This window comes from Blautia sp. OM06-15AC, assembly GCF_003481425.1.
GTDB lineage: Bacteria > Bacillota > Clostridia > Lachnospirales > Lachnospiraceae > Fusicatenibacter > Fusicatenibacter saccharivorans.
The window spans coordinates 564,015-586,560 of record NZ_QULD01000001.1; the positions used below are offsets into that span (position 1 = coordinate 564,015).

Annotated in this window: 17 protein-coding genes and 1 pseudogene; 13 read left to right on the top strand and 5 right to left on the bottom strand. The window is 47.3% G+C overall.

What is annotated here, in order from left to right; all coding sequences use genetic code 11:
• Nucleotides 1-161: 161 nt before the first annotated feature.
• Nucleotides 162-1,823 carry a Na/Pi cotransporter family protein gene (locus tag DXB83_RS02770; RefSeq protein ID WP_117508987.1) on the top strand — a complete coding sequence of 554 codons (1,662 nt, stop codon included), beginning with the start codon at nt 162-164 and terminating at the stop codon, nt 1,821-1,823.
• Between the two features lie 118 nt (nt 1,824-1,941).
• Here DXB83_RS02770 and DXB83_RS02775 read toward each other — a convergent pair whose 3' ends face one another.
• Nucleotides 1,942-3,420, bottom strand: a complete 1,479-nt coding sequence (locus tag DXB83_RS02775; protein ID WP_118697230.1) for a S1C family serine protease — start codon at nt 3,418-3,420, stop codon at nt 1,942-1,944.
• Between the two features lie 213 nt (nt 3,421-3,633).
• Here DXB83_RS02775 and DXB83_RS02780 point away from each other — a divergent pair, with 213 nt between their 5' ends.
• Nucleotides 3,634-5,157: an ASKHA domain-containing protein gene (locus tag DXB83_RS02780; RefSeq protein ID WP_118697231.1), complete on the top strand. Its 1,524-nt coding sequence runs from the start codon at nt 3,634-3,636 to the stop codon at nt 5,155-5,157.
• Nucleotides 5,158-5,237: 80 nt separating this feature from the next.
• Nucleotides 5,238-7,583, top strand: coding sequence for a ferrous iron transport protein B (feoB, locus tag DXB83_RS02785; RefSeq protein WP_118697232.1), 2,346 nt, complete (start codon nt 5,238-5,240; stop codon nt 7,581-7,583).
• A 96-nt stretch (nt 7,584-7,679) separates the two neighbouring features.
• On the opposite strand, the gene DXB83_RS02790 is transcribed toward feoB, so the two are convergent.
• Nucleotides 7,680-8,471 carry a hypothetical protein gene (locus tag DXB83_RS02790; protein ID WP_118697233.1) on the bottom strand — a complete coding sequence of 264 codons (792 nt, stop codon included), beginning with the start codon at nt 8,469-8,471 and terminating at the stop codon, nt 7,680-7,682.
• A gap of 353 nt (nt 8,472-8,824) precedes the next feature.
• On the opposite strand from DXB83_RS02790, the gene pfkB reads away from it, so the two are divergent.
• From pfkB to DXB83_RS02815, 5 genes are all read left to right on the top strand, one after another.
• Nucleotides 8,825-9,733 (top strand): 1-phosphofructokinase, encoded by a 909-nt coding sequence (gene pfkB / locus DXB83_RS02795; protein WP_117804080.1) that lies wholly within the window; start codon nt 8,825-8,827, stop codon nt 9,731-9,733.
• Between the two features lie 15 nt (nt 9,734-9,748).
• Nucleotides 9,749-11,662, top strand: a complete 1,914-nt coding sequence (locus DXB83_RS02800) for a PTS fructose transporter subunit IIABC (protein WP_118697234.1) — start codon at nt 9,749-9,751, stop codon at nt 11,660-11,662.
• A 68-nt stretch (nt 11,663-11,730) separates the two neighbouring features.
• Nucleotides 11,731-11,988 carry an HPr family phosphocarrier protein gene (locus DXB83_RS02805; RefSeq protein WP_022463097.1) on the top strand — a complete coding sequence of 86 codons (258 nt, stop codon included), beginning with the start codon at nt 11,731-11,733 and terminating at the stop codon, nt 11,986-11,988.
• 263 nt (nt 11,989-12,251) lie between these two features.
• Entirely contained in the window at nt 12,252-13,901 is a 1,650-nt protein-coding gene (gene ptsP / locus DXB83_RS02810; RefSeq protein ID WP_118697235.1) for a phosphoenolpyruvate--protein phosphotransferase, read from the top strand.
• On the top strand, nt 13,895-14,650 hold the full coding sequence (locus tag DXB83_RS02815; RefSeq protein ID WP_055265168.1) for a DeoR/GlpR family DNA-binding transcription regulator: 756 nt from the start codon (nt 13,895-13,897) through the stop codon (nt 14,648-14,650). Before ptsP ends, DXB83_RS02815 begins: the two co-directional genes overlap by 7 nt.
• Nucleotides 14,651-14,738: 88 nt before the next feature.
• Here DXB83_RS02815 and DXB83_RS02820 read toward each other — a convergent pair whose 3' ends face one another.
• Both DXB83_RS02820 and DXB83_RS17000 read right to left on the bottom strand, forming a co-directional pair.
• Nucleotides 14,739-15,185: a hypothetical protein gene (locus tag DXB83_RS02820; protein ID WP_117760316.1), complete on the bottom strand. Its 447-nt coding sequence runs from the start codon at nt 15,183-15,185 to the stop codon at nt 14,739-14,741.
• Between the two features lie 59 nt (nt 15,186-15,244).
• Nucleotides 15,245-15,370, bottom strand: a complete 126-nt coding sequence (locus DXB83_RS17000; protein WP_256359687.1) for a hypothetical protein — start codon at nt 15,368-15,370, stop codon at nt 15,245-15,247.
• A gap of 203 nt (nt 15,371-15,573) precedes the next feature.
• Here DXB83_RS17000 and DXB83_RS16765 point away from each other — a divergent pair, with 203 nt between their 5' ends.
• The 4 genes and pseudogenes from DXB83_RS16765 (at nt 15,574) to DXB83_RS16770 (ending at nt 20,711) form a co-directional block, all read left to right on the top strand.
• Nucleotides 15,574-16,863, top strand: coding sequence for a transposase (locus tag DXB83_RS16765; RefSeq protein WP_226906315.1), 1,290 nt, complete (start codon nt 15,574-15,576; stop codon nt 16,861-16,863).
• Between the two features lie 392 nt (nt 16,864-17,255).
• Nucleotides 17,256-17,927, top strand: coding sequence for a DUF1638 domain-containing protein (locus DXB83_RS02835; RefSeq protein WP_055227877.1), 672 nt, complete (start codon nt 17,256-17,258; stop codon nt 17,925-17,927).
• Nucleotides 17,928-18,402: 475 nt separating this feature from the next.
• A pseudogene (locus tag DXB83_RS17325) lies at nt 18,403-19,982 on the top strand (ATP-binding cassette domain-containing protein).
• Nucleotides 19,983-20,087: 105 nt separating this feature from the next.
• Nucleotides 20,088-20,711 (top strand): prolyl oligopeptidase family serine peptidase, encoded by a 624-nt coding sequence (locus tag DXB83_RS16770; protein ID WP_118697236.1) that lies wholly within the window; start codon nt 20,088-20,090, stop codon nt 20,709-20,711.
• A 38-nt stretch (nt 20,712-20,749) separates the two neighbouring features.
• Here the strand turns inward: DXB83_RS16770 and DXB83_RS17330 are convergent, their stop codons facing one another.
• Nucleotides 20,750-20,824, bottom strand: coding sequence for a DUF6783 domain-containing protein (locus DXB83_RS17330; protein ID WP_442857707.1), 75 nt, complete (start codon nt 20,822-20,824; stop codon nt 20,750-20,752).
• A 51-nt stretch (nt 20,825-20,875) separates the two neighbouring features.
• On the opposite strand from DXB83_RS17330, the gene DXB83_RS02850 reads away from it, so the two are divergent.
• Nucleotides 20,876-22,483, top strand: coding sequence for a spermidine synthase (locus DXB83_RS02850; protein ID WP_117804095.1), 1,608 nt, complete (start codon nt 20,876-20,878; stop codon nt 22,481-22,483).
• Nucleotides 22,484-22,546 lie beyond the last annotated feature (63 nt).

A 22,546-nucleotide genomic window follows, 5' to 3' on the forward strand; every position in this document is an offset into this window, starting at 1 on the left:
TTAATTTTTCTATAGACAAATGTCATGATTTCTTTTATGATAAAAAAGGTGTCTTGTAAAATCTGCGTTAAGTAAATGTAAAATATTGAGACCAAAACACGAAAATACTTTGACAGGGATTTTGAAAAGACATCAGAAAAAGACAAGGAAGAAAAAAGAATATGAGTGTAATAGTGTCTTTGATGGGCGGTCTGGGCTTCTTCTTATATGGAATGAAGCTGATGAGTGAAGGACTGCAGAAGGTTGCCGGATCCAAGATGAGAAGCATTCTGGAGGTATTTACGAAGAACCGTGTGATCGGTCTTCTGGTCGGTATTTTCTTTACCGCACTGATTCAGTCCTCCAACGCTACAACCGTTATGGTGGTCAGCTTCGTAAACTCCGGTCTGATGAAACTGGCACAGGCTCCTGGAATTATCCTCGGAGCAAACATCGGTACGACAGTTACCGGACAGCTGATTGCGTTTGACCTTGCGGATATCGCGCCGCTGTTTGTCATCATCGGTGTTCTGATGGTTATGTTCGTAAAGAACAATCTGACGATCAGCCGTCTCGGCGAGGTTATCTTGGGATTTGGTATTCTGTTTATGGGTATCTCCGGTATCTCAGGAGCCCTGAACGAAGCAAAAGAGATCCCGGCAGTCGTCAACGCCCTTGGATCCCTGACGAATCCGTTTCTTGCGTTCTTAGTCGGCTGGGTGGCTACCGCGATTCTGCAGAGTAACTCTGCAACGGTCGGAATCATCATGCTTCTTGCAAGAGAGGGCTTGATGGGACTTCCGATCTGTCTGTTTATGATGCTTGGATGCAACATCGGATGTACGATGTCCGCTATTCTTGCCAGCTTCGGCTGCAAAAAAGATGCAAAACGTGCGGCATGTGTCCACCTGTTGTTCAACATCTCCGGAACGATTGTCTGCTCCATTATTTTCCTGTTGTTTGGGAATCAGGTAGTTGACTTCTTTATGGGTATTTCTGGAAACGAAGCAGGCCGTATGATCGCAAATGCAAACTCGATCATCAAAGTATGCCAGGTACTCCTGATGCTGCCGTTTACCCCGCTTCTGGTGAAGGCAACGTACTTTATCATCCGCGGAAATGACGAGGAAGACAAAAAGTTCGAGCTTGCCTACATCAGCTCGAAACATGCGATGTCCCCGACGACTGCAGTTCTGCAGGCTGTCCGTGAGATGGAGCGTATGGCACAGATGGCAGAGACCAACCTGATTCGCGCGATGAATACGCTGGTGACCCGCGATCAGAAAGAAATCGACGAGGTCTACCGTGTCGAGGAAAATATTAATTTCCTGAACAAAGAGATTACGAACTATCTGGTTCACTTAAATCAGGCATCGCTGCCGACATCAGACGTTATGCGCATCGGTGCGCTGTTCCATGTGGTCAATGATATCGAGCGGATTGGTGATCATGCCGAGAATGTCGCAGATTCTGCTGTGCAGATGACGAATGACAATGTGACCTTCAGCAAACAGGGCGAACTGGATCTTTCCGAGATGCTGGATATGGTATTAAAAATTCTCGATGAGTCGATCGAAATGTTTGCAAAGAATGATCTGCAGCACCTGCAGGAGATCATTGATATTGAAAATTCCATTGATCAGGAGGAGCGGGATCTGCAGCAGAAGCATGTAGAGCGTCTGACCCGCAACGAATGTACGCCGGAAGCCGGCATGATCTTCTCCGATCTTGTATCCGGACTCGAGCGTGTCGCGGACCATGCAACCAATATTGCATTCTCCATTCTGGATGAAGACCCGGAAGAGAAAGCAGCCCGCGAGGCAGTTGCAGGAGCAGAAAAATAAGAAATGGATTAAGAGAATAGGAGAAAGGCCCCGAAACATTGGAGTTATGTTTCGGGGCCTTTCTTTCATGCTTATGATGTTTTTTATTTATGGATTTCTTTCACGGGAGAGCGGGCAGTCAGATCGAAGGAGTAGCGGAGGTCAGGGTATTTCCACCCTCTGCAGAGCGGGATGAACCCGCATTCTGCTGGGAATCGCTCTGCTGATCATCTGAAGAGCTGGTGCTCGTTCCGAGGGTCAGGGAGAAGGTCTTTGTCTCATAGGATCCGTTGTCTGGAACCTGTACTTCCACCTCGACGGTTTCGCCGGCAGAGTAATACTGCAGCAGGGATTTCAGCTCGCTGGTGGAGGTGATGGAATGTCCGTCAAAGCTGGTCAGAACGTATCCTGATTTCAGACCTGCATTTTCAGCGGCACTGCCGGAGGTTACTTCGGAGATATAGATGCCGGCCGGCATATTGTATGCCTGCTGGATCTGGCTGCTGACATCGAGGCATTTGATGCCGATCGTTCCCTGATCTTCTGCGGCAACCTTTGTTCTGGTCTGCTCATTCATCAGATTTTCAATGATATCGGAAACACGGGAGACCGGGATTGCATAGCCCATGCCCTCTACCTCTGTAGAAGCAAGTTTTGCGGAGTTGATACCGATGACCTCTCCGTTCATGTTCAGAAGAGCGCCGCCGCTGTTGCCAGGGTTGATGGCTGCATCGGTCTGTAAGTAGGTCTTTCCGGTTGTATCGGTGGAAGAAGTATCTGCCGTTGTTCCATCGGAGCTTCCGTCAGAAGAGGAATCGCTGTCGATCACACGGTTTGCAGCACTGATGATACCGGTCGTAACGGACTGGCCGTAGCCGAGTGCGTTGCCGATCGCAACGACCTGCTCGCCGACCTCAACGGAATCAGAATCGCCCATCGTGGCAACAGCGATGCTGCTCATCGTGTCATCCGGGATCTCGGAGAGCGGAACGGCGATGACGGCAAGATCGTTATCGGCATCGGTACCTTTGATATTTGCTTTGCAGACCTGATTGTTTACAAAACTAACAGAAAGAGTATCGGCATCTTCTACTACATGGTTATTGGTGACGATCAGAAGCTCGGTGTCATTCTTTCCGATGATGATACCGGAACCGCAGCTTGTGGTCTCCTCGGTCTGCGGAGTCTGGGCACCGTAACCGAACATGCTGAAGTAGTTCTGTACTTCCTGTACGGACTGGTTTGTGATGGAGACGATCGACGGCATTGCGTTTTTCGCAATCGTGGAAACATCCATCGTTCCGGTGGAAGTGGAGCTTGAGGATGTGGCAGCGGCTTTTAAGAGGCTGCTGTTGGAAGTCGTCTGCTGTGCAGTGGTTGTTGTTGCAGTGGCTGTCGTGCTTCCGGCAAAGTGGTTGACTGCCTGGAAGGTACCGCCGGCAACACCGCCGAACAGAACTGCGCTTAAGGCGATGGCTCCGATTTTTTTTGCAAGCTTAGCAGCTTTTTTATTTTTGGAAGAAGGTTTCTTTCCGTTGAAGCTGTTCTGCTCTGCTGCCATCATGTTCTCATTATTGGTTTCGTTTTCGTTATTGTAGTTGTTTCTGTAGTCCATCATAATAAATACTTCCTTTCTGGTATCTGTATTTTAAACTGTGTTCCGGAATCAGCTTCCGGTTTTGTTTGCTTCCTTTTTTGTTTCTATGCTTTGCAGTATAATGGGAATCTGTGATGGAAATGTAGTAAAAATGTGAAAAAAATAAGTTCTCTGGAAAAGAGAAAAGTGCTACAATAAGAAACAGAAAAATGATCAGGAAATGAGGAAGTAATAATGAATAGAGGAATAACACAGAAACAGTATCTGGAGTTGGTCCCGCCGACGGAGGAGGACGCCCGCTCCAGCCAGATGCGGATACTGGATGCATTAAAAGAGAAAGGAATCACCGCATCATTTACCCTTCCAGCGCTGCAGAAACTGTATCCCATCTGCGATGAGGCAGACTATAACATAACGGTTTCCCTCGCATGGAATGGAAGCATCTGGCAGGCGGTTGATCTGGAAGCGGGCGATACAGCAGCAGAGCATTACGGCTATGCCGCTGATCTTGGAAGTACGACCGTCGTTGTGCGCCTGGTAAACTGCAGCGACGGTACCGTGCTTGCCGAGGAGAGCGAATACAACCGCCAGACTGCCTATGGAACCGATATTCTGACGAGAATCTTTGCCTGTAAGGATAAACCGGAGGTACTGCAGGACATCCGTGCGTGTACGATGGAGACATTTACACTGCTCTTTGAAAAACTTCGCCAAAAGACAGGAATTGTGCCGTCGGATGTTCTCTCAATGGTCGTATCCGGCAACACAACGATGATCCATTTCCTGCTGGGACTGGATCCGTTCTGCGTCTTTTCATCCCCGTACGCCGTGCGCGCGGACCGCGTCGGATTCCTTCCGGCGAAAGAGATGGGATTTCCCATGAAGGGATGTGTCTACTGCGTGCCGGGAAAATCCAATTACCTGGGCGGTGATATATTAAGCGGTATGATCGCAACGGAACTCTATAAAAAAGAAACGATCAGCGTTTTTTTTGATATCGGAACGAACGGCGAGCTTGTCGTCGGAAACCGGGAATTTCTGCTCTGCGGCGCAGGCGCTGCCGGTCCGGCGCTCGAGGGCGGCGTGGTCAAAACCGGCATGCGAGCTGCAGAAGGCGCTGTTGATACGGTAAAAATAGAAGACGGGAAAATCCAGTGCCATGTAATCGGAGAGGGTAAGCCAAAGGGCATCTGCGGTTCCGGCATTATCGATCTGCTCGCGGAATTATTCCTAAATGGATGGATCAACCTGTTCGGCACCCTGCAGCCGGAGCGGTCAGAAAAGATCAAAGAAGATCCGGAGACGGGAGAATGGTGTGTCGAGTACAGGGAAGGACTGAACTTTTATCAGAGCGATATCGCCGAATTTCTGCGGACGAAATCGGCCGCCTACACGATGGTTGAGTACATGATGCGTGAATCCGGCATTTCCATGGAAGAGATTGACCGGTTTTACGCGGCGGGCGCGTTTGGAAAACACGTCTCGAAGGAGTCTGCCATCACAATCGGCATGTACCCGGATATGGACCGGGAACGCCTCATCTGTGCTGGAAATACGTCGTTAGAGGGAGCGGAAAAAATTCTGCTGGACAGAACCCGAATCGAAGAGATTGACCGGATTCTCGAGGAGATGGTTTATATTCAGTTTGGTCAGGTCTCTGACTTTATTTCCATGATGGCAGCCGCCCAGGCAATTCCACACACGGATCTCGAGCGGTTTCCAAGTGTACAGAAAAAACTGGAAGAAAGAAAACAGTAAATAGCGGCAGGCGCTTGACCGCAGTCGAATCGTGTCATATACTTGTTAATGATAATGAGAATCAACAAGGAGAGACAGATATGACATTGAAAGAACTGCCGATCGGAAAAACGGCGACTGTCCGTACCGTAGGAGGAGAGGGTGCGCTGCGGCAGCACTTCCTCGATATGGGAATCATTCCAGGTGCGGAGGTAACAATGGTAAAGTATGCACCGATGGGAGATCCTGTGGAAGTACGGATTCACAGCTATGAGCTGACACTTCGCCTTGACGATGCCGGACGGATTGAAATTGATGAGGTGCGGGATACCGTAAAAGAAAAGGAGCAGCCGGATGCCAGAGCGATTCCGCATCCCGGCTTTGGAGAGGGCGGAAAGTACCACAATAAGGCAGAGGAGCATCCGCTGCCGGAAGGAGAGCTGTTGTCCTTTGCGCTGGCCGGAAACCAGAACTGCGGCAAGACCACCCTGTTCAACCAATTAACGGGATCCAACCAGCACGTCGGAAACTTCCCCGGCGTGACCGTAGACCGGAAGGACGGTGAAATCCGCGGCCAGAAAAACACGCTGGTCACCGATCTTCCCGGCATTTATTCGATGTCGCCGTATTCAAGTGAAGAGATCGTCACCCGGAATTTCGTTCTGAACGAGCATCCGCGCGGCATCATCAATATTGTAGATGCGACAAATATCGAACGAAACCTGTATCTGACGATGCAGCTGATGGAACTCGACGTTCCGATGGTACTGGCCCTCAACATGATGGATGAGGTACGCGAAAACGGCGGTTCTGTGCTCGTGAACCAGATGGAAGAGAGACTTGGCATCCCGGTTATCCCGATTTCCGCTGCAAAAAACGAGGGAATCGATGAACTGGTTGCCCATGCTGTTCATGTGGCCAAATACCAGGAAAAACCGGGCAGAAAGGACTTCTGTGAGGCGAATGACCACGGCGGTGCCGTCCACCGTGCGTTGCATGCGATCATGCATCTGATCGAGGATCACGCCGCAAGGGCGGATATTCCGGTGCGGTTTGCGGCGAGCAAGCTGGCAGAGGGCGATGCGCTGATCCTGGAGCAGCTGGCCCTCGATGAAAACGAGAAAGAGATGCTCGAGCATATCGTCTGTCAGATGGAGACGGAGCGCGGCCTGGACCGCGCGGCGGCGATTGCGGATATGCGTTTTAATTTTATTGAAAAAGTCTGCCGTGAGACCGTGGTAAAACCAAAAGAGAGCCGCGAGCATGTGCGGAGCACAGAAATTGACCGTGTGCTGACCGGAAAATATACGGCTCTGCCATGTTTTGCTGGGATTATGGCGGCTGTCTTTTTCCTGACCTTCCATGTGATCGGAGCATCGCTGCAGAGTGTGCTGGAGATTCTGATCGGAAAACTGACCGAGCTCGTGGACAGCGCCATGAAAGCATGGGGCGTCAATCCGGTGCTTCATTCCCTTGTGATTGACGGTATTTTTAACGGCGTCGGAAGTGTCTTAAGCTTCCTTCCGATCATCGTCACCCTGTTTTTCTTCCTGTCCATTCTGGAAGACAGCGGCTATATGGCGCGCGTGGCATTTGTGATGGATAAGCTGCTCCGGAAAATCGGCCTCTCCGGCCGCAGTATCGTGCCGATGCTGGTCGGTTTTGGCTGTACCGTGCCGGGCGTCATGGCGAGCCGCACCCTGCCTTCCGAGCGTGACCGGAAAATGACGATCCTATTAACTCCGTTTATGAGCTGTTCGGCAAAACTTCCGATTTACGCGTTCTTTACCGCCGCATTCTTCCCGAAATACAGTGCCCTTGTGATGGTTCTTCTGTATTTCGGTGGCATCTTCATGGCTGTCCTGATGGCGATGCTGATGCAGGGAACTTTATTCCAGGGGGAAGCCGTTCCGTTTGTCATGGAGCTTCCAAACTACCGCATGCCGGGGGCAAAAAATGTCGGACAGCTTTTGTGGGATAAGGCAAAAGACTTCCTGCAGCGGGCATTCACCGTCATTTTTGTTGCCACGATTGTGATCTGGTTTTTACAGACCTTTGGAACGCATCTCAATGTCGTGGAGGACTCCAAGGACAGCATTCTCGCCGTTGTCTCCGGCCGTCTCGCCCCGGTTTTTCGGCCGCTTGGATTTGGAGACTGGAGAGTATCGACCGCCCTTCTAACCGGATTTATGGCAAAGGAGAGTGTCGTCTCGACACTTTCCGTACTGTTCGGCACAACCGCGCAGCTGACCGAAATCCTGACACCGGTTTCCGCATTAAGCCTTCTGGTTTTCTGCCTCCTCTATACGCCGTGTGTGGCGGCAGTCGCTTCCATCAAGCGGGAGCTTGGCGGCAGATGGGCAGCCGGTGTTGTCGTTTCACAGTGTGTGATCGCCTGGCTGGCAGCTTTTGTCGTACATGGCTTTGCACTGCTGTTTGGCATGTAAAAAAGAACGTTAAATAAGAAAAGCTCTGCAGAACAGAAAATGCAAAATTCTGATCTGCAGAGCTTTTGATATATGGCTGGTAAAAAAATGCCGGTTTTAAATTTTTCGTATCACATGCTTTAAAATTCCTGTCTTGTGGAGCAGAAAGATCGAGCAGTCCATAAACAGATGGGCAAGAAAGGTGCTCAAAATGACACCATTTGATTTCAGCAGAAAGCCGACATGGAACCCATACCAGCACACGAAACCGGAGTAGGCGCTCATGATGACAAGAAGCGGTAGATTTTCCAACACGCCCCGCATCGTTTCAAGAAAACTCTTGACCGTAAAGTCGAAATACAGGAAGCGGCCGACCGTCAGTGTCAGGAAATAGAGAATCAGGCCGTCGTAATTCGTGTCCTCGTAGATAAAGCGGATGTACAGAAGAATCAGTACAATATAGAAGACCGAAATCAGCCGCACCGACGCCTTCTGCTCCGGGTCAAGGTGCGTGAGCTTTACCAGAACCACATCGAGCCAGCTCGTCAGAAAGACGGAGAGCACGATAAAGACAAGAAGCACCACATCCTGATATTTCTCCCAGTACATCGAAATCTGCGGCAGACGCTCATCGATAATGTAGTAGAGGGAGAGGAAGAGAAGAATCGAAGTGCCGGAGAAAACCAGCTCATAAAAGCTTTCCACAACTTGATACTGCCTGCGCTGGTGTTTCTTCCGGCGTATTTTTTTCGCTTTTTCCTCTGTCTCCTCTTTTAGCTGCCGCTGAATCTGCAATTTTGCAATCAGAAGCACAAGGGTAAGCACCAGAATCAGGCCGAGCAGTGAGACAAGCAGAAAACTGCCCACATTGGCGGGATCAAAATAGTGAAGAATATAGTATCGTTTCAAATAAAATCACCTCTTCTGGAAATTCTTTTTTTAGTTCTCTTCACTTTAGTACCAAATCCGGAAAAAGTAAAGTACAAAAATGAGAACAGAAAGAAAGTGTCTGATAAAAAATGACCGAAATGGAGAGAATAAAGTGATCGATGCGTGACAAGGAAGAAAAGATGACAATCAGTCAAACTCGGTCAAAACAGGGCGATAAAACGGGGAAATCCGTCATAAAACTCTAAACTTATGCAAATGCGACAAAAAGAGAAGGTAAAATTCATGAAATATTGATGATTGATTTTGAATGAATATGACGATATAATAAGCTCATCAAAGCAAACACGATCAAAATAAAGCAGGAGGGAAATATGATTTACACAGTGACATTCAATCCGTCTCTGGACTACATTGTATCGGTGGAAGACTTCAAGCTCGGCCTTACCAACCGCACAAGCTCCGAGCTGATGCTTCCGGGCGGAAAAGGAATCAACGTATCGACCGTACTTGGAAACCTTGGAATTGAGAGCACAGCGCTCGGATTTCTGGCAGGCTTTACCGGAAAAGAAATCGCGGGACGGCTCGACCAGATGGGAATTAAAAACGGCTGCATCTGGCTGGAAGAAGGATATTCCCGCATCAACGTCAAATTAAAGAGCATTGACGGAACTGAGATCAACGGACAGGGACCCGAAATCCCGGAGAAAAAAGTGGAAGAGCTGATGAAACAGCTTTCCGCACTCGGCGAGGGCGACGTTCTCTTCCTCGCAGGCAGCATCCCGTCATCCATGGCAGATGATGCCTATCAGAAAATTATGGAAATGCTCGACGGCAAGGGCGTCCGCATCGTCGTAGACGCGACCCGTGATCTGCTGATGAAGGTTCTGCCGTACCACCCGTTCCTCATCAAACCGAACAATCACGAGCTCGGTGAGATTTTCAGTGTGGAATTAAAGACAAGAGAGTCGGTTGTTCCGTATGCAAAACAGCTGCAGGAAAAGGGCGCACAGAACGTTCTGGTTTCCATGGCAGGCGAAGGAGCCGTTCTCGTTGCCGCATCCGGTGAGGTCTTTGAAGCTCCGGCCCCGAAAGGAAAGCTCATCAACGGCGTCGGCGCAGGCGATTCGATGGTAGCCGGATTCATGGCAGGCTACATGGAAAAAGAAGATTACCTCCATGCGTTCCATATGGGAATCGCAGCGGGAAGTGCAAGTGCTTTTTCTGAAAACCTTGCAACCCGGGAGGAAATTGCATCTGTCTACGAACAGATTACAAAATAAAAGGGAGGACGTCTCATGAGAATCACAGAGTTGCTGGACATCCGCAGTATTGCACTGGATGCCGCACCGAAAAGCAAACAGGAAACGCTTGACGCAGCCGTAGCGCTGATGGTCAAAAGCGGAAAGATCACAGACGAAGATGCGTACCGTGCACAGGTTTACGCAAGAGAAGAAGAGAGCACCACAGGAATCGGAGAGGGAATTGCGATTCCGCACGGAAAATGTGATGCAGTAAACAAACCGGGCCTTGCAGCCATGGTGATCCCGAACGGCGTTGATTTTGATTCTCTCGATGGAGAGCCGGTCACCCTGCTGTTCCTCATCGCAGCGCCGAACACAAAAGACAACGTTCACCTCGACGTCTTAAGTAAACTTTCCATGATGCTGATGGATGAAGAGTTCACCAAGAGCCTTCGAAACGCAAGAACACCGGAAGAGTTCCTTGCCACTATCGACCGCGCCGATGAAGAGAAAAAGAGCGTAGATGAGCGTCTTGCAGAGCCGGTGGAAGCAAAAGAAAATCAGGTGAAGATTCTCGCCGTTACTTCCTGTCCGACCGGTATTGCCCACACTTACATGGCAGCCGAGGGAATCGAGAAAGCAGCGAAAGCAAAAGGATGCTTCGTAAAAATCGAGACACGAGGCTCCGGCGGAGCGAAAAACGTGCTGACTGCACAGGAAATCGCCGATGCGGACTGCATCATCGTTGCAGCCGACGCACAGGTTCCGATGGATCGTTTCGACGGAAAGAAAGTCATCCAGCGCCAGGTATCCGACGGTATCAGCAAAGCAGATGAGCTGATCGAGCTTGCGATGTCCGGAAACGCACCGGTTTACAAGAGCGGCAATGCGCAGACAGCCGCAGCAAGCACGAAGAAGAACAGCGGCGGTATCGGCCACCAGCTGTACACCCAGCTGATGAATGGTGTTTCCCATATGCTTCCGTTCGTTGTCGGCGGCGGTATTCTGATCGCAATTGCATTCCTGATCGACGGACTTCTTGTTGATATGAACTCCCTTGATGCCGCAGCCAGATCAAACTTCGGTACGATTACCCCGGCTGCAGCGATGTTCAAACAGATCGGCGGCGTGGCATTCGGCTTCATGCTCCCGGTTCTTGCAGGCTACATCGCCATGGCAATCGGCGACCGGCCGGCACTTGCCCTTGGTTTTGTCGGCGGTATGATGGCATCGAGCGGAACCTCCGGTTTCCTTGGAGCACTTGTTGCCGGTTTTGCAGCAGGCTACATTATCCTTGTCCTCCGCAAAGCATGTGAGAAACTTCCGGAAGCACTCGAAAAGATTGCGCCGGTTCTGATTTACCCGGTAGTCGGCATCCTTGCGATGGGACTTCTGATGCTCTTCATTGTAGAGCCGATCATGGGAACCGTCAACACGGTACTGAACAATGGTCTTGCTTCCATGGGCGGATCCAGCAAGCTGATCCTTGGCATGATCCTCGGCGGCATGATGGCCATCGACATGGGCGGCCCGTTCAACAAAGCAGCTTACGTATTCGGAACAGCAGCCATCGCAGCAGGAAACTACGACATTATGGCATCCGTTATGATCGGCGGTATGGTTCCTCCGTGTGCGATTGCACTTGCAACCCTGCTGTTCAAAGATAAATTTACAAAAGAAGAAAGAGAATCCGGTCCGACCAACTTCATCATGGGACTCGCCTTCATCACCGAGGGTGCGATTCCATTCGCAGCAGCAGACCCGATCCACGTTCTTCCGGCCTGCATCATCGGCTCTGGCCTCGCAGGTGCGCTCTCCATGGCATTTGGCTGTACCTTAATGGCACCGCACGGCGGCATCTTCGTTGTACCGGTTATGGGAAATGCGCTGCTTTATCTGGTGGCAGTTGTCATCGGAACAGTGGTATCCGCAGTTCTGCTTGGAGTTTTAAAGAAAAAAGTTGCATAAAAGAGTAGAAAAAAGACAGAAAACAAAGTAAAATAAAAATATCAAAGATCCTATGGGAGGAAAAAATCATGAAAGAATTTAAGTATGTTGTAACAGATCCAGAAGGAATCCACGCTCGTCCGGCAGGAATGCTGGTAAAAGCAGTCAAAGAATTTTCCTGTGATATCAAGATCGCAAAAGACGGAAAAGCCATGAACTGCAAAGCCATCTTCGGCATCATGGGACTGGCTGTAAAACAGGGCGAAGAAGTTACCCTGACCTTCGATGGAGCAGATGAAGATGCTGCATACGAAGCAATCAGCAATTTCATGAAAGAGAACTTGTAATTCTACAGAGCCATGCGGAATGGAAGAAAAAAGTGCGAATCATGCTTGCATGAATGAGTGCTTTTTTCTGGAATTCCATATGGCGAGAAGCCACATCGAAATGGAGCGTAAGCGGAATTGAGATGGGGCTCTGGAGAATTACAATATAGTAATCGGCAGGAGCGTGTTTGAAAAACTTTCTGAAACTAAGAAATCCTTTTTGAACACGCTCCGGCTGTCTGGACAGAAAATTCGGATATCGAGAACAAAGGTGGAGAAAACTTATGCAGATTTATCAGGGAAAAAGCGTATTTTCCGGCACTGCGATCGGAAAGATCCGCGTATACAAAAAGAATGAGCGTCAGGTAAAACGTGTGAAAGTAGAAAATCCGGATGCGGAGATGGCACGGTTTGAGGAAGCAAAGGCAAAAGGAATCGCACAGCTTGGCGTTCTGTATGAAAAAGCATGCAAAGAGGTTGGCGAGGCCAATGCAGCGATCTTCGAGGTACATCAGATGATGATGGAGGACGACGGCTACAACGAGTCCGTCGAGAATATTATCAAGAGCCAGGGCGTCAACGCTGAGTATGCCGTTGCAACGACAGGCGACAACTTTGCGCAGATGTTTTCTGCCATGGACGATGATTACATGAGAGAGCGCGCGGCAGACGTAAAGGATATTTCCGAGCGTCTGATCTCCATCTTAAACGGAGACGACACCGACGCATCCTTAAACGACGAACCGGCGATCATCGTGGCAGATGACCTTGCGCCGTCTGAGACGGTACAGATGGATAAGGACAAAGTTCTTTCTTTTGTTACCGTACACGGTTCTTTAAATTCCCACACCGCTATCCTTGCAAGAACCATGGCGATTCCGGCACTGGTCGGAACACCGCTTCCGCTGGATGAGAGCGTAGACGGAAAGCTCGGCATCGTGGACGGATCCGATGGAACCATCTATGTTGATCCGGACGAGGAGACTCTTGCTGCCATGCAGAAGCGTCGCACCGAGGAGGAGGAAAAGAAAAAACTGCTCCTCACCTTAAAGGGAAAAGAAAATATTACACTGGACGGACAGAAAATTCTGCTGTATGCTAATATTGGAAACATCAAAGACCTTGCGGCTGTCATGCAGAACGACGCGGGCGGCATCGGCCTGTTCCGAAGCGAGTTTATCTATCTTGAGCAGGATCACTATCCAACAGAGGAGGAGCAGTTCCGTATCTACAAACAGGCAGCAGAGACGATGGCGGGAAAACGCGTCATCATCCGTACCCTCGATATCGGTGCCGATAAACAGTGCGATTATTTCGAGATGGAAAAAGAGGAGAACCCGGCACTTGGCTGCCGTGCGATCCGCATCTGCCTGACGCGGCCGGAGATCTTCAAGACACAGCTTCGCGCGCTGTTCCGCGCAAGCGCATATGGAAAAATTGCCATTATGTATCCAATGATCACAAGTGTCGGCGAGGTTCGCCAGATCAAAGCGATTGTGGAGGAAGTAAAAGCTTCTCTCGCTGAGCAGGGCATTGAGTACGGAAATCCAGAGCAGGGTATCATGATCGAGACCCCGGCGGCTGCCATCATCAGCGATGAGCTGGCAAAAGAGGTTGATTTCTTCAGTATCGGAACGAACGACCTCAGTCAGTACACCCTCGCGATCGACCGCCAGAACACAAAGCTGGATCCGTTCTTTGATCCGCATCACCCGGCGATCCTGCGCATGATTCAGATGGTTGTGGAGAATGCACACAAAGCCGGCATCTGGGCCGGTATCTGCGGCGAACTCGGCGCTGACCAGGAGCTGACAAAAGAGTTCCTTGCGATGGGCGTAGATGAACTTTCCGTTTCTCCGGGAAGCATCCTTCCGCTCCGCAAGATCATTCTGGAAACAAACGTGGCAGAATATAAGGCAGGAAAGAAATGTTAACACAGCAGAGACATGAGATAATTTTGAAACTGTTAAAAGAAAAGGGAAGCATCACCGTGACGGAAGTCCGGGATCTTCTCGATACATCGGAGTCCACGGTACGCCGCGATATCACAGCGCTCGACAAGGAGGGCAAGCTGGAAAAGGTATTCGGCGGCGCCGTGGAAGCCGGCCAGAAGGTGACGGCACACGAGTACACCGTTGCACAGAAAAATGAGCTGAACTGCGATGCCAAACGGAAAATCGCAGAATATGCGGCATCCCTCATCGAGCCGGACGATTTCGTCTTTCTCGACGCGGGAACGACAACGGCGCATATGATCGATTTCATCCGGGCAACCTCCGCCGTTTTCGTGACAAACGCCGTTGACCACGCACGGCGGCTGGCATCACGCGGGTTTAAGGTCATTCTGGTAGGCGGCGAGCTCAAAAGCTCCACAGAAGCCGTCGTCGGAAACCAGGCAATCCGCACGATTCAGGAATACCACTTCACCAAAGGCTTTTTCGGCACCAACGGTGTCACAAGAAGAAGCGGCTGCACAACGCCGGATGTCAATGAAGCAGTAATCAAAAAGACCGCCATGGAGCAGTGCCGCCAGTGCTACGTCCTCTGTGACGCAAGCAAATTTAACAGCATCAGTTCCGTTACCTTCGCAGACTTTGAAAAACCGATTTTTATCACGGACCGGAAAGTTCCCGGGTATGAGAAGAGCAAACATATCATCGTATGCGAGACGGAGCGAAAATAAAAAGCCAACATCTTACACGCACATAAATTGCAAAGCGCCCCGGCCCTGCAGATCATTTGGATGCAGGACCGGGGCGCCGTTTACAGACTTATTCTTTGATTTCCGCCAGCGTTACATCTGGATGATGATACTGCGGACGATGTTTCAAAAATGGAACTTTAAGCAGGGTAGCATTCTTGGGACACCAGTGAAGACAGGCATAACAGGCTGCACAGGAATGTCCTCCATAAAAATACGATGCAGTAACAAAATCTTCTTTTGGCAGACTTCCGTCAGATGTAAAGTTTGTTTTTTGTTCTTTTATAAAAGATATGATAGATTTTAACCGTTCCGGTGCTTTTTTCAGTCGTTCCAGATTTTCCTGCTCTGAGCTGATTAAACAGTTGCCTGGCATCTGCAGATCAAAGACAGCCGACAGGTTTGCACCGCTGCGGGAAAGTGCCTGACTTAGGCTGACAAAAGAATTTCCGCTTTTTCCATTGTTAGAAGTCATGACGACAAAAGTATAGCAGTCAGGATTGACCGTTAACTTCAATAAAAATTCTTTTACAATCCATGGCAGATCGCTCATGTAGGTAGGAAAGACAAAACCGATTATATCGTTTTTGCAGAAAAAATTGCTTTCTGTTTTATAATATTCTCAACAGGCTGATTCAGCTCTTTTCCAATTTCTTTTGCAGCCCAAAGCGAATTACCAGTTCCGGTAAAATAAAAAATCATAAGTTTTTCCCTCTCTTTTTGAAGTTTATGACGGAGAAAATATTTTTATCCGTTTGCTTTATATTATTTTAAAACTATGATGTTGGGGTCAAAAGCCCCTCTATAGTACCTTGAAAAGTTCATATATTTTGTAGTAAATACAAGCCTAAATGGTTTACTTGCTGTATAATAGAGATATCTTAGTAGGAAAGAAGGCAATCTCTATGTCATTCAAAGAAAATACTTACCAGCAAATGTCATTTACAGATAGTTTTTCTGGATTAACTGCCAGAGAACAAAAAGCATTGGAAAAATCCTGGGCAAAAGTCTTTGCCGATGAAATATTTCCTGCCATTGATGAAAAGCGTTTTTCTGTCTTATACAGCGATAAGGCATCCAGACCGAATACTCCGGTCAACGTGATTGTTGGTGCGCTCATTATCAAAGAGCTTTTTGATTATTCCGATGACGAGATGGTCGAAAATCTTATGCTGGATTTTCGAATTCAGTACGCACTGCACACAACAAGTTTTGAAGAACAGCCTTTGAGTGACAAGACCTTAAGCCGTTTCCGCAAGAGGTGCTATGATTATGAAACACTTCACAACAAGGATCTTTACCATGATTGTGTGAAAGATTTAAGTGCTTCGATTGCAAAACTGATGGGAATCAGCGGTAAAGTCAGACGTATGGATTCCATGATGATCGAATCCAACGTCCGCAGGCTCAGCCGAATGGAACTGATATACACCTGCATTGTAAAGCTGGCGATGTATGTGAATAAAATCAATGGTTCCGTTCTGTCTGACGATTTAAAACATTATATCGATCCTAACGATTTTAACAGAGTGATTTATCATCAGCGCAGTACCGATGCAGATGAGCGCATGAAGCAACTCTTAACGGATGCGGATAAACTTCTTGCCCTGTGTGAGTCTGATTACAATGATTCAACAGAGTATGATCTGTTTGTCAGATGCCTGTCAGAACAGACCATTGTTGAAAATGAAAACCGAAGACTCCGCACGAAAGAAGACGGCGGCATGAAATCAACCATGCTGCAGAATCCTTCTGACCCTGAAGCGACATTCCGGAATAAAGCAGGAAAAGAGCATCGAGGATATGCTGCTAATCTTGAAGAATCCGTTGGAGCCGATGGTTCTGTTGTAACAGAGTACCAGTATGAGCAAAACAACCATAGTGACAGTCAGTTTATCCAGGAGCACCTTGCGCAGATGGATAACCAGGAAGAACGGACTGTTATAGTCACGGATGGAGCATATAGTGGAACAGAAAACACACAACTTGCAGCTCATAAAAACGTAGAACTGATTACCACAAGTCTGACGGGGAAACCGGCTCCGGATATCCTTGCTGATTTTGAATTCAACGAAGAGGGAACAAAAGTCCTCCGATGTCCAGCCGGCCATGCACCGAAAAGCTGTTCTTATATGAAACCAAGCAATCAGTGTGCCGTTTCCTCTCTGCATGAGCAGTGTGCCAACTGTCCGTAGCAGGATCAATGCAAGCCGAAGATCTTTAAGAAGGTTGCAAAAATAGTAACATCCAAAGCAGCGCATGAACGTGCGAAAATCCAACGGAACATGAATAGCAAAGAATTCAAAAATTATGCAAGGCTGCGTAATGGAGTGGAAACTGTTCCATCGAATATACGCAAGAATTACCACTTGGAAAAGATACCTCGTGGGAAACAGCGGGGCAAGTTCTTTTTCGGTTCCAAGATAGCAGCATTGAATTTCAGAAAACTCTTTATAGAAATAGAGGACAAAGTTATTTATGGTTTTGCCCCCAACATCAAAACTATTGTAGTATAACATAGAAAGAAAAACTTACGGTAAACGACGCAGATAAATCAATTTTTATATATTGTACGAGGAGCACGAATATGGAAAAAGAAACCGTCATTTTGACTTGCAGTTCGCTGGAACGTTATGTGAAACGGGCACAGGAGAAGATGCATACCAATTATCCGATTATAGTCATTGATCGGATCTATCACGTAGAGCCGGCGACTATGAAAACGGTGATCTGGCAGGAACTGGAAAAAAGAAAAAGGAAGCCGGATACGATTCTGGCTGCCATGGGATTTTGCGGAGGAGTTTGGGACCAGGTGCGGGCACAGGTAAGGACTGTGATTCCAAGAGTAGATGATTGTGTGTCCCTGCTTTTAGCCACAGATGACCGGTACATCCCCAACCGCAAGGAGAGCGGGCATCTGTATCTTTATGAGGATGAGCCCGAAAAATTTTCTGTGTTATCACTATTGAAAGATTATCGGAAAGCATCCAAGGAATTTCAGGGACTAGATGAAGAAACGTTGTTCCACATGTGGTTTGACCAGTATTATTTTCTGGATATCATTGATACCGGGTATAATGATTGTTATGAACTTGCGTATGCGGAGCAGGCGCAGAAAAATGCAGATATGATTCATGCAGCGTTGGACTATGTGCAGGGAAGTAACCGAATCCTGGAAAAACTGGTGTCGGGAGAATGGGATGAGCAGTTTCTGGTAGCTGAACCCGGGCATTTGATCCGGCATGGGGATTTTTTCTGAGTGGAAAAGGATGTTCCAGCCCAGAGATCTGGCATTTTTGGAAGGTCTTGTACTATTTTTATGTAAAATGGAAAGATGCTGAGAAATTAGTTTGGCATTGACAGATCAGCAAATCTGTGATATTGTCCAACTATGCATAGAGCATATTTGAAAAATGCTTTTCGAAGACGCTTTAAAGCATGAATAGAAAAAAGAAAGAACATGAACGTGTAAAGGTGAGGGAATGTATCTGAAATAATTTAAGCTGGAAAACACAATTGTATTTTGGTAAGACCTGTTTGAAACGGGTTATTTTGTGTACGCTTAAATTAGATACTTAGACGATTCGTTATGTTCCGACACCAGTGCCATGCACGCTGTGTCTGTTTAGGATGCGGGTCTGTTTTGCGTACGCAAAGCGGGCTCGCTTTTTAAATACTCTAGGCAGAATTTTTTATGCCGTGAGAAAAAGAAAAACAGGCAGAAGGGAGTTTTTATGGCACAGATCAATGTCAGTAATCTAACCTTTGGGTATGAAGGAAGTTATGATACAATCTTTGAAAATGTATCGTTTTCAATCGACACCAGCTGGAAGCTTGGTTTTGTGGGAAGAAACGGAAAGGGAAAGACAACGTTTCTTCAGTTACTCCTGGGAAAATACGAATACCAGGGAGCGATCACCCGATCGGTTGTCTTCGATTATTTTCCGTATCCGGTGAAACAAAAAGATCTGGAACGGACAGCAGCGGAGCTGATGGAAGACTGGAAAGCGGGAGTAGAGAGCTGGAGAGTTCTTTGTGAATTGGAAAAAGTGGATATGGACGCAGAACTTTTGTACAGACCATTTGGTACGTTAAGCTTTGGGGAGCGGACCAGGGTCATGCTTGCAGTCCTTTTTTCCGGTGAAAATGATTTTCTGCTGATCGATGAACCCACCAACCATTTGGATCAGGACGCCAGAGAGATTATCAAAAAATATCTGGCGTCAAAAAAAGGATTTATTCTGGTATCCCACGACAGGGATCTGCTGGACGCCTGTATCGATCATGTGCTGGTTTTAAACCGGGCCTCGATCGAAGTGCAGAGCGGCAATTTTTCCAGCTGGTGGGAAAATAAGGAAAAAGCAGACAACTTCGCCAGAATGGAACATGAAAAACATGTAAAAGAAATTGGAAAACTAAAGGCAGCCGCCGACCGTTCTTCGCGCTGGGCAGAAAAAATGAAAATACCAAGATTGGGTATGATCCAGCCAAAGAACATGACAGATCGATATCGACACGATCGTATATCGGAGCAAAGACGAAGAAAATGCAGTCGCGCGTCAAAGCGTACGAGGAGAGAATGGACCGGGAGATCGAGAAAAAGGAAGGGCTGTTAAAAGATATCGAAACGGTAAAAGATTTAAAGATTATGCCGCTTTCCCATTACAAAGAACGGCTGATCGAATGCAGGGATTTTTCCTTAAAATATCGGGATGGAAAAGAACATGTGATCACCGGATTGAATTTTGAACTGAAACAAGGAGACCGTGTTTTTCTGAAAGGAAAAAATGGCTGTGGAAAATCCAGCCTGATCAAGTATATTCTGACGCAGAACCTGCAAAATTCTTCCAATGGCGGAATCGAAAAGCGGAAAATTACGATGTCCGGATGCGAAAATCTTTCCGGCGAAAATATAATGGCAACGGGTACCTGTTCGATTGCCTCAAATCTCGTTATTTCCTATATCAACCAGGATACCTCGCATCTGTCCGGAACGCTGAAAGAATTTGCCAAAAAGCAGGAAATTGATGAGCCAATGCTCCTTTCCATGTTGCGCAGCCTGGATCTGGACAGAGAACAGTTTGTAAAAAACATGGAGGAATTTTCCGAGGGACAGAAGAAAAAAGTATTGATTGCTGCCAGCCTTTTAACACCTGCGTATCTCTATCTGTGGGATGAACCGCTGAATTATATTGATGTATTTTCACGGATGCAGATTGAGAAACTGATTGCGCAGTTCCAGCCAACGATGCTGATCGTGGAGCATGATGCAAGGTTTGCCAAAAAGCTGGCAACGAAAGTGGTAGAGCTTTGACCAGAAGAATAAACGGAAAGGTTACGACTGAAAAAAAACGAGACTTCTTATGGAGGTCTCGTTTTGCTATGATTAAAAATAGTAAAAAAAGGAGGAATTCACATTATGACAAAAAGAAAAATAATGCTGCTTACGGTTTGCTTTGCTATTTTTGCTATATCGCTTCTGCTATCCAGACAGTTTTTTAAAAGCGCTGGAAAAAGGAATATGGATGTTCCGGCAGCGGGATCTGAACAGATAGAGGATTCAAAGGATACAGAAGAAAAAAGAAACACAGAAGAAATGACAGAGCTGGAAGAAACAGAAAGAACAGCAGCATCAGAAGGGGCAGCAGAACCGGAAAAAGTATATAGTAACGGCTATTCCGGCGGAGGAGAAACGCTGGCGCTGATCCTGGGGAAAAAGCCGGAACTGTTTACTGCAGCGCTCATGTGCAGCTCCAAATGGGATGGAGCATATGAACCGGTGACAGAGGCAAAAACACCGGTCTATTTTGTGATTGGCGAAAGTGATGAATATTATGGATCAGAACCGTTTAAAGAAGCGTATCAGATTTTATATGAGCTGTATGCAGAGCAGGGTTTAGCAAAATCCGAAATAGACAATTTGCTGGTACTGGATATAAAAGAGAAAAATTACTTTGCAGGAACGAAAGTGACTTATCAGCACGGAGGCGGTTATCTGTTCTGTCGGGATGAAAAAATTATGGGATGGCTGTTTGGACATTAAGAGTCATGGAAAAATATATTGCAAAATTCCAAAGAAGTCTATGGTATGATAGTAGAGCGCGTTTGAAAAATCATTTCCGCATTCTGTGCGTTCCATTTTGCGGTATGTTTCACTCTTTTGCCGGCATGATGGCAGCAAAAAGATAAAATAAAAAAGGAGTCGACATGGAAAGAAAAAATCGTGGCATCTTAAAAAACAAGTTGTTTTTGTATCTGACAGAATTTTTTTCAGGAATGTCTGTGATGGCGGTAGAACTTGGTGCGAGCAGGCTTCTGGCACCATATTTTAGTTCTTCACAGATTGTATGGACGATCATCATAGGAACCATCATGATCGCTATGGCACTGGGAAATATCTATGGAGGCAGAACGGCGGACAAGTCACCCAATCCGGACAAGCTTTATGGCCGTATCATCGTAGCTGCTTTATGGATTGCGTTGATCCCTGTGGTTGGAAAATATATCATTGTTGGCATTTCTGCGGTTCTGATTTTTTCTGTAAATAACAATTTTCTGATCCTGGCTGCGTTTGTGGCCTGTATGGTAATTTTTGTGTTCCCATTGTTTTTACTGGGCACGGTAACTCCGTCACTGGTCAAATATTCGGTGAGCAATCTGGATGATAACGGAAAAACGGTGGGAACACTGGGAGCATTCAATACGATCGGCAGCATTATTGGTACCTTTGTGCCGACGTTTGTTACGATCCCTGCGGTTGGAACATCGATCACTTTTCTGATCTTTGCGGGAATTTTACTTGCGTTATCCATCGTGTATTTTGTGATGGAAAAAGCAGGGAAAAAGAAAGTGATTGCATCGGTACTTATTTTCGCGTTCTGCTGTGGAACAGGTTATTCCGATTCCTTCGCATTCTGGGAAAACAACCTGACATATGAGGGAGAGTCTGTATACAACTATCTTCAGGTGTACGAAAATGATAAGAGAGTAGCATTGTCTACCAATGTTCTGTTTGGCGTACAGTCTGTCTATATGAAGCAGGATGAACTGACCGGAATGTACTATGATTATGCGATGGCGGCGCCGCTTATGATCAAAGACAAGCCGACAGATCAGATGGATGTGCTGATCCTTGGCATGGGTACGGGAACCTACGCCACACAGTGTAAGAAATATTTTGGGAACATGAACATTGAGGGTGTAGAGATTGATGAAAAGATCACGGATCTCTCGCGGAAATATTTTTCACTTTCCGAGGATATTCCGGTGACTACTTACGATGGAAGAGCGTTTTTAAATGCATCGCAGAAAACGTATGATGTGATTATGGTCGATGCATATCAGGATATCACAATTCCATTCCAGATGTCCTCCAAAGAGTTCTTTGAACTGGTCAAATCACATCTGAAGGACGATGGCGTTATGGTGGTAAACATGAATATGCGTGGAATGAAGGAAGGAAACATCAATCAGTACCTTTCGGATACGATTGGAAGTGTCTTTGATACAGCGGTTACAGTGGATGTGGCAGGATCGTCCAACCGGGAACTCTTTGCGTCGGACGATTCGGACATCGTAAAGAATCTGACGAAACATACGGGGGAACTTACAAACGTAAACCTGAAAAATATGATGCAGGAAGTTACGTCAAATCTTACAGAATATCAGAAAGGAAATTATATCCTCACAGATGACCAGGCACCGGTGGAGCTGCTTGGCATGCAGGTGATCGATGAGCTGATCAAGGATGAAGTCCAATACTATAAAGATATCTATAAAGAGCAGGGAATCAAAGGACTGATCGAGTCTCTCTGAGCTCTGGAAAAAACATAAATCATGGGAATGAGAAAGAGGAACAGATACACCATCACAGTTTTA

What these genes read in the sequence shown, in the direction of transcription:
- DXB83_RS02770 (WP_117508987.1), top strand. Translation starts at nt 162, where the DNA reads ATGAGTGTAATAGTGTCTTTGATGGGCGGTCTGGGCTTCTTCTTATAT.
- DXB83_RS02775 (WP_118697230.1), bottom strand. Translation starts at nt 3,420, where the DNA reads ATGATGGACTACAGAAACAACTACAATAACGAAAACGAAACCAATAAT.
- DXB83_RS02780 (WP_118697231.1), top strand. Translation starts at nt 3,634, where the DNA reads ATGAATAGAGGAATAACACAGAAACAGTATCTGGAGTTGGTCCCGCCG.
- feoB (WP_118697232.1), top strand. Translation starts at nt 5,238, where the DNA reads ATGACATTGAAAGAACTGCCGATCGGAAAAACGGCGACTGTCCGTACC.
- pfkB (WP_117804080.1), top strand. Translation starts at nt 8,825, where the DNA reads ATGATTTACACAGTGACATTCAATCCGTCTCTGGACTACATTGTATCG.
- DXB83_RS02800 (WP_118697234.1), top strand. Translation starts at nt 9,749, where the DNA reads ATGAGAATCACAGAGTTGCTGGACATCCGCAGTATTGCACTGGATGCC.
- DXB83_RS02805 (WP_022463097.1), top strand. Translation starts at nt 11,731, where the DNA reads ATGAAAGAATTTAAGTATGTTGTAACAGATCCAGAAGGAATCCACGCT.
- ptsP (WP_118697235.1), top strand. Translation starts at nt 12,252, where the DNA reads ATGCAGATTTATCAGGGAAAAAGCGTATTTTCCGGCACTGCGATCGGA.
- DXB83_RS02815 (WP_055265168.1), top strand. Translation starts at nt 13,895, where the DNA reads ATGTTAACACAGCAGAGACATGAGATAATTTTGAAACTGTTAAAAGAA.
- DXB83_RS17000 (WP_256359687.1), bottom strand. Translation starts at nt 15,370, where the DNA reads ATGATTTTTTATTTTACCGGAACTGGTAATTCGCTTTGGGCTGCAAAA.
- DXB83_RS16765 (WP_226906315.1), top strand. Translation starts at nt 15,574, where the DNA reads ATGTCATTCAAAGAAAATACTTACCAGCAAATGTCATTTACAGATAGT.
- DXB83_RS02835 (WP_055227877.1), top strand. Translation starts at nt 17,256, where the DNA reads ATGGAAAAAGAAACCGTCATTTTGACTTGCAGTTCGCTGGAACGTTAT.
- DXB83_RS16770 (WP_118697236.1), top strand. Translation starts at nt 20,088, where the DNA reads ATGACAAAAAGAAAAATAATGCTGCTTACGGTTTGCTTTGCTATTTTT.
- DXB83_RS02850 (WP_117804095.1), top strand. Translation starts at nt 20,876, where the DNA reads ATGGAAAGAAAAAATCGTGGCATCTTAAAAAACAAGTTGTTTTTGTAT.